Below are 15,752 nucleotides of genomic sequence, written 5' to 3'. Positions count from 1 at the left end.
TAGACAACGATATCATTTACTTTTAATTTAATCCAAACGGCGATACTCTCTCTCAATAATTATTTAAATTAACAATAAAAACAAAATAGTTTTGCGAAGCCCCTCCTAAATAAAAAAATATGATTGAGTGATATCATCAAGTATTAGGAAGCAGCTCGTATCGCTGATATTCATGTTTTCCAAAAAAGGGTAAGCCTCGTTATGGTGCTCATTCATGTGGCGCACTAAGAGGTGAGGAAATGTATGGCAGTATACTGACACTATTTCGGGGAGGATCACTTTCCTATACTTTAGCGGCGATCGCGATATTTATTGGCACATTACCGATTTTATTTATTCATCATATCCCCACAATAAATAATTCATTCATTATTTCAGGTATCTTGTTTCTATTTTTGTTATTTATAAAAGCACATCGTTATCTGAAGTTTTTTCTATTAATAGCTATCGCATTTTTGTGGGCATGTTGGCACGCTAATGATGTTATTGAGAAAATAAACCTACTGTCAAAAAAGTACCAATTATTAGACGTTACTATTATCAGCGTACCACTATTTAATAAAGAAAAAGAAAACATTAAAGTCAGAATTAATAAAGTTGCTGGGGTCACCGTGTTTCCGCCATTATATGCGGTATGGCAAGTGAAACATCGGTCAGGTGTTACTATTTGTGCGGGGCAAACTTGGCAACTTAATAGCCTATTAAAACCGTTACATGCATCCTTAAATGAAGGGGGCTTTGACCAACAACGTTATAGCCTATCACAACGTATTATTGGTAAATTAAAAAACACCCAAACAACAATGATCGACTCTCGCTGCTCTGTGCGGCAGAGGGTAATAGATTTTTATAAGGAAGAAATTCTTTCATTAAAAAATGCTGCGATTACTTATGCTTTAATGTTTGGTGAGCGCACATTATTAACGCCTGAGTTATCTGCACTATTACAAAGTACAGGTGTGAGCCACCTTATCGCCATATCCGGTTTGCATATCGGGCTATCTTATTTACTAGGCTATTGGCTTGCTCGGTGCTTACTGTATTTGCTTCCCAGCTACGTTATTAGCCCCAAAATACCTATTATATTTGGAGGCATTTTTGCTTTTCTGTATGGATGGGTCTCTGGTTTCGCTATTCCAGCAACACGTGCTTTAATTGCATTGGGGTTGTGGATCTATATCAAACAGCAAAAGAGCCTCTATTTTTCATGGCAATGGGCGGTATGGAGCATTGGTTTGATTGTGCTTGCAGACCCTTTAGCTATGCTATCTGACAGCTTTTGGTTATCCAGTTTTGCGGTATTGGCGATACTGTATTGGTTCAAGTTATTTTCTGTATCATCTTCTACACAGCATACAAAAATCCTTGGTTGGTTAATTCCTTTCGTGCATTTACAAACGGGTTTATTGATCTTATTAGCACCAATACAAATGGGATTATTTCAAGGGATCAATTTTATGAGCTTTTGGGCAAACCTCTGGTTGGTTCCTATTGTTTCTTGGTTGGTTGTACCGCTTATCTTACTCTCATTTCTGCTATATCTGTTTCCAAGTGCTGCAATCCATCATTTTATTTTGCAATTAATTGATAGCATTATTTCAATAGGAATAAAGCCATTAGCGTATCTCAGTGATTTTTGGATGGAGCTACAGTCCGTTTCATTGTGGGTTTCTTTATTCTGCTGGTTGATTGGTGTATTTATTTCATTTGGCTGGCATCGAACCTATATTGGGTTATTAGGCTGTTTTAGTGCATTGTGCATCGGCACTGAAAGTGCGGTTGATAAATCAGTAGAGCAAGGATGGAGCTTAACCACTCTGGATGTTGGTCATGGTTTAGCCGTTGTAATACAGCAAAAAGGCGTCTCCTATTTATATGATACAGGTAATCGTTGGCAAGGAGGAAGTAACGCCCAAAAACAGATCATTCCATACTTAAAACGAAAAGGGATTATCCCGATAGGCCTTATTCTAAGCCATAAGCACCTTGACCATATAGGCGGAGTGCCATTTCTAAAAAAACAATACCCTTGGTTAAATGTGCGAAGCAGTTTTGGAGGGGGGCAACATCTTCCTTGCTCTAAAGGTCAACGTTGGCAATGGGGAGAGCTGCACTTTGAAGTGCTTTGGCCTGAAAAGCTTGCTGAAAAGTCTCATAATGATGATTCTTGTGTGATCATGTTAACCGATGGCTACCATAAAATCTTACTAACAGGTGATATCGAAAAGCAGGGTGAGCAAGCAATTACCGCACTATATAAACATCGATTAAATGCGGACATTGTTTTTGCGCCACATCATGGCAGCAATACGTCATCAACGTCACTATTCATTAGAACAATTTCACCAACAACGGTATTAGTCTCTTCAGCAAGATACAGTCCTTGGAAAATACCGTCAGATAAAGTGTACTTACGGTACAAAAATAATAATATTAAATGGATTAATACAGCGGAGTCAGGTCAGGTAACCATCTGGTTTAAAAGAGAAAAGTTAAACATTTTGCGCTATCGAATCGAAATGTACCCTAGATGGTATCATCTCTGGTTTGGTGATCCGCCATTTCCCGAGTAGAATAGTGCGCTTACATTAAGTTTGGTAATAAAAACATGATTGATAAAGACCTTTCGACACGACAAACGTTTCGCCGGTTATGGCCTACTATTTCGCCGTTTAAAGCAGGCTTATTTGTTGCAGCTATCGCTCTAGTCATCAACGCAGCAGGGGATGCGTTTATGATTTCTTTATTAAAGCCTTTACTCGATGAAGGGTTTGAGAAAGCGGATAATGACGTTTTAAAATGGCTTCCTCTCGCTATGTTAGGTCTAATTATTGTTCGTGGTGCATCTAGCTTTGTTTCAACCTACTGTGTTTCGTGGGTTTCTGGGCAAGTTGTAATGAGTATGCGCCGTAAGCTATTTGGCCATATGATGGGAATGCCTGTCAGCTTTTTTGATCAGCAATCTACAGGAACCCTCTTATCACGTATCACTTATGACTCAGAGCAAGTGGCGGCATCATCGTCAGGTGCATTAATTACCATTATTCGTGAAGGTGCCTATATCATCGGTTTGTTTGCGATGATGTTCTACTATAGCTGGCAACTCTCCCTCATTTTGATTGTTATCGCGCCAATCGTCTCTATTACAATCCGCATCGTCTCTAAGCGTTTTCGTAAGATCAGTAAAAATATGCAAACGGGGATGGGGCATGTTACGGCTAGTGCTGAACAAATGTTAAAAGGGCACAAAGAAGTTTTAATTTTTGGCGGACAAAAAGTTGAAACTGAGCGCTTTAATAAAGTCAGCAATAATATGCGTAGCCAATCAATGAAAATGGTCACTGCTTCGGCAATTTCAGACCCGATTATTCAATTGATTGCTTCTTTTGCATTAGCGTTCGTTCTGTATGCGGCAAGTTTCCCTGAAATTCGTGAACAGTTATCACCGGGGACAATCGCCGTTGTTTTCTCTTCTATGTTTGCTTTAATGCGCCCATTGAAATCGCTCACTAACGTTAACTCTCAGTTCCAACGTGGGATGGCAGCATGCCAAACACTATTCTCTATTCTCGATACTGAACAAGAAAAAGACGAGGGAACCAAAGTATTATCTAATGTGAAAGGTGATATTGAATTTGAAAATGTCACGTTTACTTATGCAACTAAAGAACATCCTGCATTAGATGATATTTCATTTACTTTACCAGCAGGTAAATCGGTGGCCTTGGTTGGGCGTTCAGGCTCAGGGAAATCAACCATTGCCAATTTGATTACACGTTTCTATGACATCGATAAAGGCTCTATCCGTATTGATGGGCATGATATTAGGGAATATACCCTTGAGTCATTGCGTAACCAAGTGGCTCTGGTTTCACAGCATGTGTATTTGTTTAATGATACCATTGCAAACAATATTGCTTATGCAACGGATGGGCGTTTTAGCCGCGAGCAAATTGAGAAAGCCGCAGAAATGGCTTATGCGATGGACTTTATCGCGAAACTGGATAAAGGTTTAGATACGGTGATTGGGGAAAATGGTGTGATGCTCTCGGGGGGGCAACGCCAACGTATTGCCATTGCTCGCGCACTGTTGCGTGACGCCCCTATCTTGATCCTAGATGAAGCAACGTCTGCATTGGATACTGAATCAGAAAGAGCTATTCAAGCAGCACTGGACGAACTGCAAAAAAATAGAACGTCTCTTGTGATTGCTCACCGCTTATCAACCATTGAAAATGCGGATGAAATTTTAGTTGTTCAAGATGGTCGCATTATCGAACGTGGCAACCATAAAGCGTTATTAGCGCTAGAGGGGGCCTATGCTCAACTACATAAAATACAGTTTAGCCAATGATAGAAAAAATCTGGGCTGGTCAGTCATGGCTTTATATCTTACTACTGCCGTTCTCGCTGCTGTATGGGGCGATCGCGTTAGTTAGGCGTATAAGTTATCAAGCTGGGTTATTCCGTTCTTGGAAGGCACCAGTTCCAGTAATCGTTGTTGGCAATTTAACGGCAGGGGGGAATGGTAAAACGCCTGTCGTTATTTGGCTAGTAGAAGCATTAACTCGGGAAGGTTACCGCGTTGGTGTGGTTTCTCGGGGATATGGTGGAAAAGCAGATCACTATCCACTAGTGATTTCATCAACGACGACAACGGCTGAAGCCGGTGATGAACCTATTTTAATTCACTACCGAACCAAAGCGCCTGTCGCGGTGGCCCCCAAACGCAGTGAGGCGGTGAAAGCATTACTGGAAAACCATGAGTTGGACGTGATCATCACCGATGATGGTTTGCAACATTATGCGTTAGCGAGAGACTACGAAATCGTTGTGATTGATGGTCAACGCCGTTTTGGCAATGGCTGGTGGTTACCCGCTGGGCCAATGCGTGAAAGAGCGGGGCGTTTAACGAGTGTGAATGCCGTCATCGTTAATGGTGGGCAAGCAAACGCTAATGAAGTCGCTATGGCATTAGAAGGGGATATTGCCGTTAATTTACTCAGTGGTGAAAAGTGTGCAGTGAGTGAACTTAAAACGGTGGTTGCTATGGCTGGCATAGGTCATCCTCCTCGCTTTTTCGCCTCCTTAGAAAAAAAAGGGTTAGAATTGGTGCAAACGCATGCTTTTGCAGATCATCAGCCGTATCAACAACACTCTCTGTTAGCATTAACACCTAATAATGAACCCCTGCTAATGACCGAAAAAGACGCAGTAAAATGCCAATCCTTCGCCCAAGCCAATTGGTGGTATCTGCCTGTGGACGCTTCTTTCGATGCGTCAGGGGAAGCAAAGATCCTCAGTGAGATCAAAAACACGGTAGAGCGCTATAAAAAAACTTGTCTTTAAACATTTACTGTGATAATAATATCTCCAGCGTGATGTAGATCTCTTTATTATGTATATAAATGTAATTCATTAATAATGAGTATCTATATTTGATTTATTCACGGTCAACTGAGTTCGTCTCTATTTCCTCGCAGTTTCCACGTTTATTCATCAGTTTTGTCATCTCAATGTCAAAATAGGCTGTTAAGTTACAGTGGATGATTGGTATGCGAAAGACCGTTAATTTAATAGTGTGTACAGATTAATAACAACAGTACATCCGGTAGTAATCGTTTACTTGCTCTTAAAGCGTTTTAATAAATCGGCAATTTATCATGGGGTATAACGTGTAAAGAGTAATAGTACAACAATAAATAGAATTATTGTTCTCAGAACAAAAGGAGTTTTAATATGAATTTTCAATTACATATGGGTCGAGTTAAATGGTTTGATGCAAATAAGGGTTATGGATTCATTTCACCAATAAATGGCGGTGATGATATCTTTGTTACACGTAAATCAATTGCAAATAAAAAAATCAAATCATTATTTGAAGGTCAAAATGTCGAGTTTTCTGTTACTCGCAATTCAGATGGCATAACGGCTGCTGACGTTATTGCTTATTAATTAAATCATTAACAGTACCGTTTCTCCTGCACCTCTATCCTCTCAATTTCTCGCAGGAGAGCGTATTCAAAAAGATTAAAGTTAACGGTGATATCGGCTTGTGTTATCCTGACCCGAAGTGAGTTAAATCCATTTGGGAGAAAACATGGATCACCGTTTACTTGAAATCATTGCATGCCCTATCTGTCATGGCAAATTAAGTTACAACAAAGAAAACCTTGAACTGATTTGCAAATTCGATCACCTTGCCTATCCTATCCGTGATGGCATCCCTGTTTTGTTGGAAAGTGAAGCTCGCAAAGTTGCATTAGACGAAGGGCAGTAATCATTATGTTTACTGTTATTATTCCTGCTCGTTATGCTTCTACTCGACTGCCGGGGAAACCCCTTGCTGATATCCATGGCAAGCCGATGGTTGTCAGAGTCATGGAGCAAGCCATTAAGTCAGGGGCGTCACGTGTCGTTGTGGCGACCGATCACCCTGACGTTGCGAATGCAGTTATCCAAGCAGGTGGTGAAGCTTGTATGACTGATCCTAACCACCAATCAGGAACAGAGCGTTTAGCAGAGGTCATTGACACCTATGGCTTTGCGGACGACGAAATCATTGTGAATGTACAAGGTGATGAGCCTTTGATCCCACCTGAAATCATTAGTCAAGTTGCAAGGAACCTTCAAGGTAGCCAAGCGCAGATGGGAACATTGGCAGTGCCTATTCATGATGCTCAAGAAGCCTTTAATCCAAATGCGGTAAAAGTAGTGACAGATCATGAAGGTTATGCGCTTTACTTTTCTCGAGCGACCATTCCATGGGATAGAGATAAATTCGCCGTTAGCCAAAATGCTATCGGTGATCATTTCTTACGTCATATTGGGATCTACGCTTATCGCGCAGGGTTTATTCGTCGTTATATTAAATGGGAAGCCAGCCCATTAGAGAAAATCGAAATGCTAGAGCAGTTAAGAGTGCTTTGGTATGGCGAAAAAATACATGTGGCAGTGGCCGAAAAAGCACCGGGTGCTGGTGTGGATACTCCAGAAGATCTCGAGCTAGTAAGAAAGCAATTTAAATAAGCACCGATGAATATCGGTAGCCATATAAGGTGTGTACTCATTTCTGAGCCACACCTTTTTTATTGTTCTATTTATTCTGCTTCTATGGCCTCAGGCGTTAAAATGGGGGGTTCTAGTGCTTCGGTGTTATCTGGCTTTAAATAAAACCAAATAGAGCCGATTAATTCATACCAAGCCCGTTCGCTATGGCTAAAATAGAATGCGGAAGGGAAATATTTTTCCCACGGATTGAGTGCACTTTTGATGGCCAATTGGTTTGCAGGGGCAGGAATAGGCTGCATGCCGCGTGCTGTAAACATGGAAATGGCTCTTGGTAAGTGGTTCGCCGAGGTCACCAGCAAAAACGGCTCTTTCCCAATTATTTTTTCCACTTCAAATGCTTCTTCTTGCGTATCCTTTGGCTCTGTTAATGCAATCGTATCGCTAGCAGGTACACCAAGTGACTGAGCAACCATGGCCGCAACTTCTGCACTACTGATAGTGCTATTCGCTTTGCTTCCTGTAAAAATAAGCTTACTTCCTGGGTATTTTAGGTATAAACGGACACCTTCAGTGACGCGAGGCAGGCTATTGTTGAGCAAGTTAGAACTCGGGCTCCAATCTGGATTATAGGTAAACCCACCACCGAGCACGACAATATAGTGAACATTCTCGGGGGGATTTTCTGTGATCAGTTCATAGCGTTTATCGAAATTCCCTTCAACAGGGGCAAGTAAACTGTCGGAAATAGGCTGCAACCCTAAAAGGGCAATAACAATAAGGCTCATGGATACACAGGCCTTGCCACTCTTTTGCCAGCGTGTAAACCACAGCAATATAAGGCCGATAAACCCGATCAGCAGCAGTAGAGGGAGCGGCATAAGTAAGGCGCCCAAGTATTTTTTTAAAAGAAATAGCATAAGTGAACCTATTTTTTGGAGTTTATCGTCAATTAATTGTTCTGATTGCTGAATTCAGGACCGCACTATGCCAAAATAAGGCCGTTATCTGTTATAATCGTCATACTTCAAGTTGCTGTATTTTTGACTACACTCATTCGCACGAGTCACAGAGCTATCGATGCTCCTAGCGGTTCAAACCCTGCACATCGAGTTATTGAGCGTATATCATTTAGGTTTCAGCAGCCTTAAACATCAAGCAGATGTACAGCGTTATTTTAGCCGAATTAATATTGAATCATATTCTGGATTTGATCTTATTTCATTAACGGCGAAATAAGAACTGGCTGATTTTAACATTTGCTGGGAAGGTGGCGTTGTGTTAACAGGCATGAATGGCTAATTTAAAGAGTACCGGATAATACATGGTAGACCGCAACTTTGATGATATTGCTGATAAATTTGCAAAAAATATCTATGGCACGACAAAAGGTAAAATACGCGAAGCGGTTGTTTGGCAAGATCTAACCCAATTGATTTTATCTCAGTTTAATGGGCAAACATTGCGTATCTTAGATGCAGGCGGTGGCGAAGGTCACTTTTCGCGCAAACTGGCGGCAATGGGACATCAGGTCATACTTTGCGATTTATCCGAAGAAATGCTTGAACGCGCTAATGAACTTGCCGAAGAACAAGGGATTAGCGAAAATATGCGTTTTATTCATTGTGCCGTTCAAGATATTCGCCAACATATTGAAGGTACGGTTGATTTAGTGCTATTTCATGCGGTACTTGAATGGATTAGTGAACAGAAATATGCAATTGAACAGTTGGTAGATATAATTAGGCCAGAAGGCGTATTTTCTGTCATGTTCTATAATGCAAATGGTTTAGTAATGCGAAACGCGATTTTAGGTAATTTTCATCTTGCTACACCGCATATCCAACGTCGACGTAAACGTTCATTATCGCCACAAAATCCATTACTACCACAACAAGTCGATGAATGGTTGTCTGATTGTAAAATGGAGATTATTGGCAAAAGTGGCGTCAGAGTCTTTCATGACTACCTGCAAAGTCGGCAGTTACAGCAAAAAGATTTTCCGGCGCTTTTGGCTTTAGAACAACAATATTGTCGTCAGGAACCCTACATCAGCATGGGGCGTTATATTCATGTCATGGCACGAAAACCAATAATAAAGGACGATTTATGAGTGATTTTTCCCAGACCGTCCCTGAACTCGTGTCCTGGGCACGAAAAAATGATTTTTCGATTTCACTGCCTCCAGAGCGCTTAGCTTTCTTGCTGGCGGTTGCGGTATTAAACAGCGAACGCGTTAACGGTGAAATGAATGAAGGGGAGTTGATTGATGCATTCCGTGAAGTGTGTAAAGGTTTTGAACAGACCACGGAATCATTATCTGTCAGGGCGAACAACGCCATCAATGATATGGTTCGCCAGAAAATATTTAACCGTTTTACCAGTGATATTACAGAAGGTAACGCCATTTACCGTTTGACATCACTTGGCATTGGAATAAGCGACTACTACATTCGTCAGCGTGAGTTTTCTACATTAAGGTTGTCTATGCAGCTATCCATTGTGGCAGGTGAGCTACAAAGGGCAGCAGAGGCAGCCGAAGAAGGCGGCGATGAATTTTATTGGCACCGTTTTGTATTCGCCCCCCTGAAATATTCAGTGGCTGAAATATTCGACAGCATTGATTTATCTCAGCGCGTGATGGATGAGCAGCAAAATAGTATCAAAGAAGATATTGCGGCATTACTCAACCAAGATTGGCAGGCCGCTATCGCAAACTGTGAACAGTTGTTATCAGAGACATCCGGTACATTGCGAGAGCTTCAGGATACGTTAGAAGCCGCCGGAGATAAATTACAGGCGAATTTATTACGTATTCAAGAAGCGAATATGAATGCGCCAGTCTTTTCCGATATGGTGGATAGGCTAGTTTACGATTTGCAAAACAAATTAGACCGCATTGTTAGTTGGGGTCAACAATCTATCGATCTCTGGATTGGTTACGACCGCCATGTCCATAAATTTATCCGTACTGCAATTGATATGGATAAAAACCGTATTTTCTCGCAGCGTTTACGCCAATCCGTTCAACAATATCTTGATAGCCCATGGGCGCTGACTTACGCGAATGCGGACCGTCTATTTGATATGCGTGACGAAGAGTTGGCCTTGAACGATGAAGAGGTGATGGGGGAATTGCCTCCAGACCTTGAATTTGAAGAGTTTAGCGAGGTGAACGATCGGTTAGCCGAGCTTATGGAAGCGGAACTGGCATTCTATAAACGCGAAAAACAGCCACTGGATGTTGCCCGAGTCGTACAAGAGTACTTAACGCAGTATCCACAGAAACGTCACTTTGATGTGACACGCATTATTATTGATCAGGCTGTTAAATTAGGTATCGCAGAGGCTGATTTGGCGGGATTGCCGTCAGAGTGGCTAGCAATTAATGATTACGGAGCCAAGGTGCAGGCACATGTCATCGACAAATATTGAACAATTTATGCCAGTTAAACTGGCTCAGGCATTGGCCAACCCCATTTTCCCAGAGCTAGATAGTCAATTGCGTTCAGGGCGTCATATTAGTATTGATGACCTTGATAACCATGCCTTCTTGATGGACTTTCAAGAGGTGTTAGAGCAATTTTATGCACGCTACAATGTGGAACTGATTCGGGCACCGGAAGGCTTTTTCTATTTACGTCCCCGTTCAACAACTTTGATCCCACGCTCGGTATTATCTGAGCTGGATATGATGGTAGGGAAAATTCTTTGCTATCTCTACTTAAGTCCTGAACGATTGACTAACCAAGGCATTTTTACCGCCCAAGAGCTATTTGAAGAGCTACTATCGTTGGCGGATGAAAGCAAATTATTGAAATTTGTTAATCAACGCTCAACCGGTTCTGATTTGGATAAACAAAAGCTACAAGAAAAGCTGAGAACCTCCCTGAACCGCTTACGTCGTTTAGGCATGGTACATTTTATTCAAAACGACTCGAACAGATTTATTATTTCTGAATCAGTATTCCGTTTCGGTGCTGACGTTCGTAGTGGTGATAACGTTCAAGAAGCCCAATTACGTATGATCCGTGACGGTGAGGCCATCTCCCTCGAAGAAGGGTTATCCTTACAGGATAGTGAAGATGAAGAGACAGACGAAGACCAAGATGCGGCTGAGAGTGATGAGGATGAACAAGTATGATTGAACGCGGGAAGTTTCGCTCACTGACGCTGATTAACTGGAACGGTTTTTTTGCGCGTACTTTTGACCTTGATGAGCTGGTGACCACGCTGTCAGGGGGAAATGGTGCAGGTAAATCAACAACGATGGCGGCATTTATTACCGCAATGATCCCCGATCTCACCTTGCTGCACTTCCGTAATACCACCGAAGCAGGGGCAACAACAGGTTCACGCGACAAAGGCTTACACGGTAAGCTACGCCCAGGTGTCTGTTATGCTGTTTTGGATGTTTTGAACTCTAAACATCAGCGCGTCATTGTTGGGGTGAGGCTGCAACAGGTTGCGGGTCGTGATAAGAAAGTCGATATTAAACCTTTCATGATCCAAGGTGTGCCAATCGCGACAGTACCGACCGAAGTTTTGACCGAAATAGTGGATGGGCGCCAAGCAAAAGTTATCGCTCTCAACGAATTAAAAGAGCGTTTAGAACAGCAAGAAGGCCTCCACTTTAAGCAATTCAACTCAATCACGGATTACCATTCAGTCCTGTTTGAACTCGGTGTTTTACCGAAGCGTTTACGTTCAGCCAGTGACCGTAGCAAATATTATCGTCTGATTGAAGCGTCATTGTATGGCGGGATCTCTAGTGCCATCACTCGCTCGCTACGTGATTATTTATTGCCAGAAAACAGTGGAGTACGTAAGGCTTTCCAAGACATGGAAGCTGCGCTACGTGAAAACCGCCTGACACTAGAAGCCATCCGCGTAACCCAATCGGATCGTGATTTATTCAAACATCTGATCAGCCAAGCTACGGATTATGTGTCAGCCGATTATATGCGTCACTCCAATGAACGACGTATTCACCTTGATTCAGCAATGGCAGCGCGTAGTGAACTATTGGCGAGCCGTAAGCAGTTGAGGCAAGAGCAAGTTCGTAGCGTTGAAATTGCCCGCGAATTGAACGAACAAAATAATGCATCGTCTGATTTAGAAGCTGATTATCAGGCTGCAAATGACCATTTAAACCTTGTTCAGACGGCATTGCGTCAGCAAGAGAAAATCGATCGCTACCAAGCCGATATTGAAGAGCTGACTTTCCGTCTTGAAGAGCAGTCGGAAGTGGTTGCTGAGGCGACAGAGCGCCAAGAAGAGTTTGAAGCACGTGCTGAAGCGGCTGAAATTGAAGTTGATGAATTAAAAAGCCAGTTGGCTGATTATCAGCAGGCGCTTGATGTCCAGCAAACCCGAGCTATTCAATATCAGCAAGCATTGCAGGCACTGACTCGGGCGCGTGAATTGTGCCAATTACCTGACTTATCAATAGAAAATGCAGACGAGTGGTTAGAAACCTTTGAAGCTCGCGAGCAGCAGGCCACAGAAGCGTTACTGACATTAGAGCAAAAAATCAGTGTTGCGGATGCGGCACACAGTCAGTTTGAGCAAGCGTACCAACTTGTTAAAAGTATGGTAGGTGAAGTCAGTCGTAGCGAGGCTTACCAGCAAGCAAGGGCGCTATTACGCGATTGGTCTTCACAGCAACATTTGGCAGAGCGAGTGCAACCATTGCGCATGCAACTCGCTGAATTACAACAACGCTTAGACAGTCAGCAAAATGCAGAGCGCTTATTAAACGAATTTTGTAAGCGACATAACAAAAGCTATGAGCCAGATGAATTAGATGGCCTAATGGCCGAGTTGGAAGCGCAGCAAGAAGAATTAAGTGTTGGTGTCAACGAAAGCGGCGAACGTCGTATGCAGATGCGCCAAGAGCTTGAGCAAATTCGTCAACGCATTCAAGTATTAACGGCTAAAGCGCCTGCATGGTTAATGGCACAAGAAGCGTTGACTCAGCTTAACGAACAAGCCAAACAATCATTTGAATCAAGTGGTGCTGTTACAGAGTACATGCAGCAACTGCTTGAACAGGAAAGGGAAATCACCGTTGAGCGTGACGAGGTGGCGAGCCAACGTCGCGAATTAGAGAAACAAATTGAGCGCCTCAGTCAACCTAGTGGTGCGGAAGATAGCCGTTTACTTGCCCTTGCAGAACGTTTTGGTGGGGTGTTGTTATCGGAAATCTACGACGATATCACCATTGAAGATGCCCCTTATTTCTCGGCGCTGTATGGTCCTGCTCGAAATGGGATTGTTGTTCAAGACCTTTCGGTGGTGCGCAGCCAATTAGAAACGTTGCAAGATTGCCCAGAAGATGTTTACTTTATTGAAGGGGATCCCCAATCCTTCGATGACAGTGTTTTCGATGCAGAAGAGTTTGAAAATGCGGTATTAGTACGCTCGTCAGATAGGCAATGGCGTTTTTCTCGTTATCCGGAAGTGCCCTTATTTGGCCGAGCAGCCCGTGAAACACGCTTAGAAGCATTGACACTAGAGCGTGATAACTTAGCTGAACGCTACGCAACGCTCTCGTTTGACGTACAAAAAATTCAACGTGCACATCAAGCTTTTAGTCGTTTTATTGGTCAACATATTTCGGTAGCTTTTGAAGCCGACCCTGAAGCCGAAATCCGCACCTTAAACCAAAAACGTACTGAGATAGAGCGTAATTTGGCTCAGTTTGAAGAGCAAACTCAGCAACAGCGCCAACAGTTTGCGATGGGTAAAGAGTCTCTATCTGCATTAAACCGACTATTACCTTTAGTTGGGTTATTGATGGATGAAACGCTAGCGGATCGTGCTGACGAAATTCGAGATGAGCTTTCAGAAGCAGAAGAAGCTGCCCATTTCTTAAATAAACATGGTCAGGCGTTAGCAAAACTAGAGCCTATCGTTACCGCGTTATTGAGTGACCCTGAGCAACATGATCAGCTACGTCAAGACTATGAGAACGCGAAACATAGTCAGCAAATCGCGAAACAACAGGCCTTTGCCTTGGTGGAAGTGGTGCAGCGTCGCGCCCACTTTAGCTACAGTGATTCGACGGGGATGGTGAATGAGAATGCCGACCTTAACGAAAAACTCCGCCAACGCTTAGAGCAAGCTGAAAATGAAAGAAGCCGCGCTCGTGAGCAGTTACGTCAGCAGCAATCACAATCAGCACAATTCAATCAAGTTTTAGCGTCGCTTCGCAGCTCGTTTGATACCAAACAAGAGATGTTAAAAGAGCTAGAAGCAGAAATGCAGGATATTGGTGTTAAAGCGGATCCTGATGCGCAAGAGCGTGCACGTATTCGTCGTGATGAGCTACATCAATCTGTCATGGCGAATCGTAGCCGAATTAACCAGCTAGAAAAACAGCAGACCTTATGTGAAGCGGAAATGGAAAACTTGCAAAAACGTATTCGCAAGTTAGAGAAAGATTATTATCTATTGCGCGAACAAGTGGTATCGGCTAAGGCTGGCTGGTGTGCTGTCATGCGCTTGGTGAAAGACAATGGTGTTGAGCGGCGTTTACACCGTCGAGAATTGGCTTATACTGACGGTGATAGTTTACGCTCAATGTCGGATAAGGCTTTGGGGGCGTTACGTTTAGCGGTAGCAGATAATGAACATTTACGTGATGTACTGCGTTTATCTGAAGATCCGAAACGCCCAGAGCGTAAGATCCAATTCTTTATTGCTGTTTATCAGCATCTTCGCGAGCGTATTCGTCAAGATATCATTCGTACTGATGACCCCATCGATGCAATTGAGCAAATGGAAATTGAGTTGGCTCGATTAACAGAAGAGCTAACGGCTCGTGAGCAAAAACTGGCGATCAGTTCGAAGAGTGTGGCTAACATTATTCGTAAGACCATTCAGCGTGAACAGAACCGTATTCGCATGTTGAACCAAGGCTTGCAGGCCGTTGCGTTTGGTCAGGTGAAAGGGGTACGCTTGAATGTCAATATTCGAGAAAGCCATTCTCTGTTATTGACGGTGCTCTCAGAAGAGAGCGAATTGCATCAAGACCTGTTCACCAGCCAGCGTTTAACCTTCTCTGAGGCGATGGCTAAGCTCTATCAACGCTTGAACCCACAAATCGATATGGGGCAACGCTTACCGCAAACTATCGGTGAGGAGTTACTTGATTATCGTAATTACCTTGAACTTGAAGTTGAAGTTAACCGCGGATCCGATGGGTGGTTGAAGGCGGAAAGTGGTGCATTATCGACAGGTGAAGCGATTGGTACAGGGATGTCGATATTGGTTATGGTGGTGCAAAGCTGGGAAGAGGAGTCACGTCGCTTACGTGCAAAAGATATCATTCCTTGCCGCTTGCTGTTCCTTGATGAGGCCGCTCGACTGGATGCAAAATCTATCGCTACCTTGTTTGAGCTGTGTGAGCGGTTAGAAATGCAGCTGATTATTGCAGCACCTGAGAATATCAGTCCTGAAAAAGGAACGACCTATAAATTGGTTCGTAAAGTGTTTGATAATCGAGAGCACGTACACGTTGTTGGATTAAAAGGGTTTGGTCAAGATAACCCAAGTTCACAAGCACAATTGCCTCAAGGGTAATTAACCTATTTAAGTCACTAAAAACGGCGTTAGAAATAATGCCGTTTTTTTTTAATAAAAATCCGCATAAGTTAAATTTACTGAATAGTGGTTAATTGGATCGGAATAAGAAAGTCACTATGAGACATTAATCTCATTTTTATGAGAGAAAAGACATT

Annotated in this window: 11 protein-coding genes; 10 read left to right on the top strand and 1 reads right to left on the bottom strand. The window is 42.8% G+C overall.

What is annotated here, in order from left to right:
* Positions 1 to 239: 239 nt before the first annotated feature.
* The 6 genes from PR699_RS11865 to kdsB all read left to right on the top strand — a co-directional run bounded on the left by PR699_RS11865 (position 240) and on the right by kdsB (position 7,029).
* The gene (locus PR699_RS11865) at positions 240 to 2,573 is read left to right on the top strand and encodes a DNA internalization-related competence protein ComEC/Rec2 (RefSeq protein WP_014657929.1); all 2,334 of its coding nucleotides are present in this window, start codon (positions 240 to 242) and stop codon (positions 2,571 to 2,573) included.
* 35 nt (positions 2,574 to 2,608) lie between these two features.
* Positions 2,609 to 4,354 (top strand): lipid A ABC transporter ATP-binding protein/permease MsbA, encoded by a 1,746-nt coding sequence (gene msbA / locus PR699_RS11860; RefSeq protein WP_004918144.1) that lies wholly within the window; start codon positions 2,609 to 2,611, stop codon positions 4,352 to 4,354.
* Positions 4,351 to 5,349: a tetraacyldisaccharide 4'-kinase gene (gene lpxK, locus PR699_RS11855; RefSeq protein ID WP_014657930.1), complete on the top strand. Its 999-nt coding sequence runs from the start codon at positions 4,351 to 4,353 to the stop codon at positions 5,347 to 5,349. Before msbA ends, lpxK begins: the two co-directional genes overlap by 4 nt.
* Before the next feature lie 390 nt (positions 5,350 to 5,739).
* On the top strand, positions 5,740 to 5,955 hold the full coding sequence (locus tag PR699_RS11850; RefSeq protein WP_004918147.1) for a cold-shock protein: 216 nt from the start codon (positions 5,740 to 5,742) through the stop codon (positions 5,953 to 5,955).
* A gap of 145 nt (positions 5,956 to 6,100) precedes the next feature.
* Positions 6,101 to 6,280 (top strand): Trm112 family protein, encoded by a 180-nt coding sequence (locus PR699_RS11845; RefSeq protein ID WP_004918148.1) that lies wholly within the window; start codon positions 6,101 to 6,103, stop codon positions 6,278 to 6,280.
* Between the two features lie 5 nt (positions 6,281 to 6,285).
* The gene (gene kdsB / locus PR699_RS11840; RefSeq protein WP_014657931.1) at positions 6,286 to 7,029 is read left to right on the top strand and encodes a 3-deoxy-manno-octulosonate cytidylyltransferase; all 744 of its coding nucleotides are present in this window, start codon (positions 6,286 to 6,288) and stop codon (positions 7,027 to 7,029) included.
* A gap of 71 nt (positions 7,030 to 7,100) precedes the next feature.
* Here the strand turns inward: kdsB and elyC are convergent, their stop codons facing one another.
* Positions 7,101 to 7,928: an envelope biogenesis factor ElyC gene (elyC, locus tag PR699_RS11835; protein ID WP_014657932.1), complete on the bottom strand. Its 828-nt coding sequence runs from the start codon at positions 7,926 to 7,928 to the stop codon at positions 7,101 to 7,103.
* A gap of 404 nt (positions 7,929 to 8,332) precedes the next feature.
* On the opposite strand from elyC, the gene cmoM reads away from it, so the two are divergent.
* The 4 genes from cmoM to mukB are packed head-to-tail and all read left to right on the top strand — an operon-like array spanning position 8,333 to position 15,594.
* Complete coding sequence (gene cmoM / locus PR699_RS11830) at positions 8,333 to 9,121, top strand: tRNA uridine 5-oxyacetic acid(34) methyltransferase CmoM (RefSeq protein WP_004918152.1); 789 nt, start codon at positions 8,333 to 8,335, stop codon at positions 9,119 to 9,121.
* The gene (mukF, locus tag PR699_RS11825) at positions 9,118 to 10,443 is read left to right on the top strand and encodes a chromosome partition protein MukF (protein ID WP_014657933.1); all 1,326 of its coding nucleotides are present in this window, start codon (positions 9,118 to 9,120) and stop codon (positions 10,441 to 10,443) included. Before cmoM ends, mukF begins: the two co-directional genes overlap by 4 nt.
* On the top strand, positions 10,424 to 11,152 hold the full coding sequence (mukE, locus tag PR699_RS11820; RefSeq protein ID WP_004918154.1) for a chromosome partition protein MukE: 729 nt from the start codon (positions 10,424 to 10,426) through the stop codon (positions 11,150 to 11,152). Before mukF ends, mukE begins: the two co-directional genes overlap by 20 nt.
* The gene (gene mukB, locus PR699_RS11815; RefSeq protein WP_004918156.1) at positions 11,149 to 15,594 is read left to right on the top strand and encodes a chromosome partition protein MukB; all 4,446 of its coding nucleotides are present in this window, start codon (positions 11,149 to 11,151) and stop codon (positions 15,592 to 15,594) included. The genes mukE and mukB overlap by 4 nt, the downstream gene beginning before the upstream one ends.
* The last annotated feature ends 158 nt before the right edge of the window (positions 15,595 to 15,752 follow it).

The organism is Providencia sp. PROV268, from assembly GCF_028477805.1.
Classification (GTDB): domain Bacteria; phylum Pseudomonadota; class Gammaproteobacteria; order Enterobacterales; family Enterobacteriaceae; genus Providencia; species Providencia stuartii.
This window is presented reverse-complemented; position numbering and strand designations above follow the sequence as displayed.

Coding starts and splice junctions, on each gene's coding strand:
- PR699_RS11865 (WP_014657929.1), top strand. CDS start 240: ATGTATGGCAGTATACTGACACTATTTCGGGGAGGATCACTTTCCTAT.
- msbA (WP_004918144.1), top strand. CDS start 2,609: ATGATTGATAAAGACCTTTCGACACGACAAACGTTTCGCCGGTTATGG.
- lpxK (WP_014657930.1), top strand. CDS start 4,351: ATGATAGAAAAAATCTGGGCTGGTCAGTCATGGCTTTATATCTTACTA.
- PR699_RS11850 (WP_004918147.1), top strand. CDS start 5,740: ATGAATTTTCAATTACATATGGGTCGAGTTAAATGGTTTGATGCAAAT.
- PR699_RS11845 (WP_004918148.1), top strand. CDS start 6,101: ATGGATCACCGTTTACTTGAAATCATTGCATGCCCTATCTGTCATGGC.
- kdsB (WP_014657931.1), top strand. CDS start 6,286: ATGTTTACTGTTATTATTCCTGCTCGTTATGCTTCTACTCGACTGCCG.
- elyC (WP_014657932.1), bottom strand. CDS start 7,928: ATGCTATTTCTTTTAAAAAAATACTTGGGCGCCTTACTTATGCCGCTC.
- cmoM (WP_004918152.1), top strand. CDS start 8,333: ATGGTAGACCGCAACTTTGATGATATTGCTGATAAATTTGCAAAAAAT.
- mukF (WP_014657933.1), top strand. CDS start 9,118: ATGAGTGATTTTTCCCAGACCGTCCCTGAACTCGTGTCCTGGGCACGA.
- mukE (WP_004918154.1), top strand. CDS start 10,424: ATGTCATCGACAAATATTGAACAATTTATGCCAGTTAAACTGGCTCAG.
- mukB (WP_004918156.1), top strand. CDS start 11,149: ATGATTGAACGCGGGAAGTTTCGCTCACTGACGCTGATTAACTGGAAC.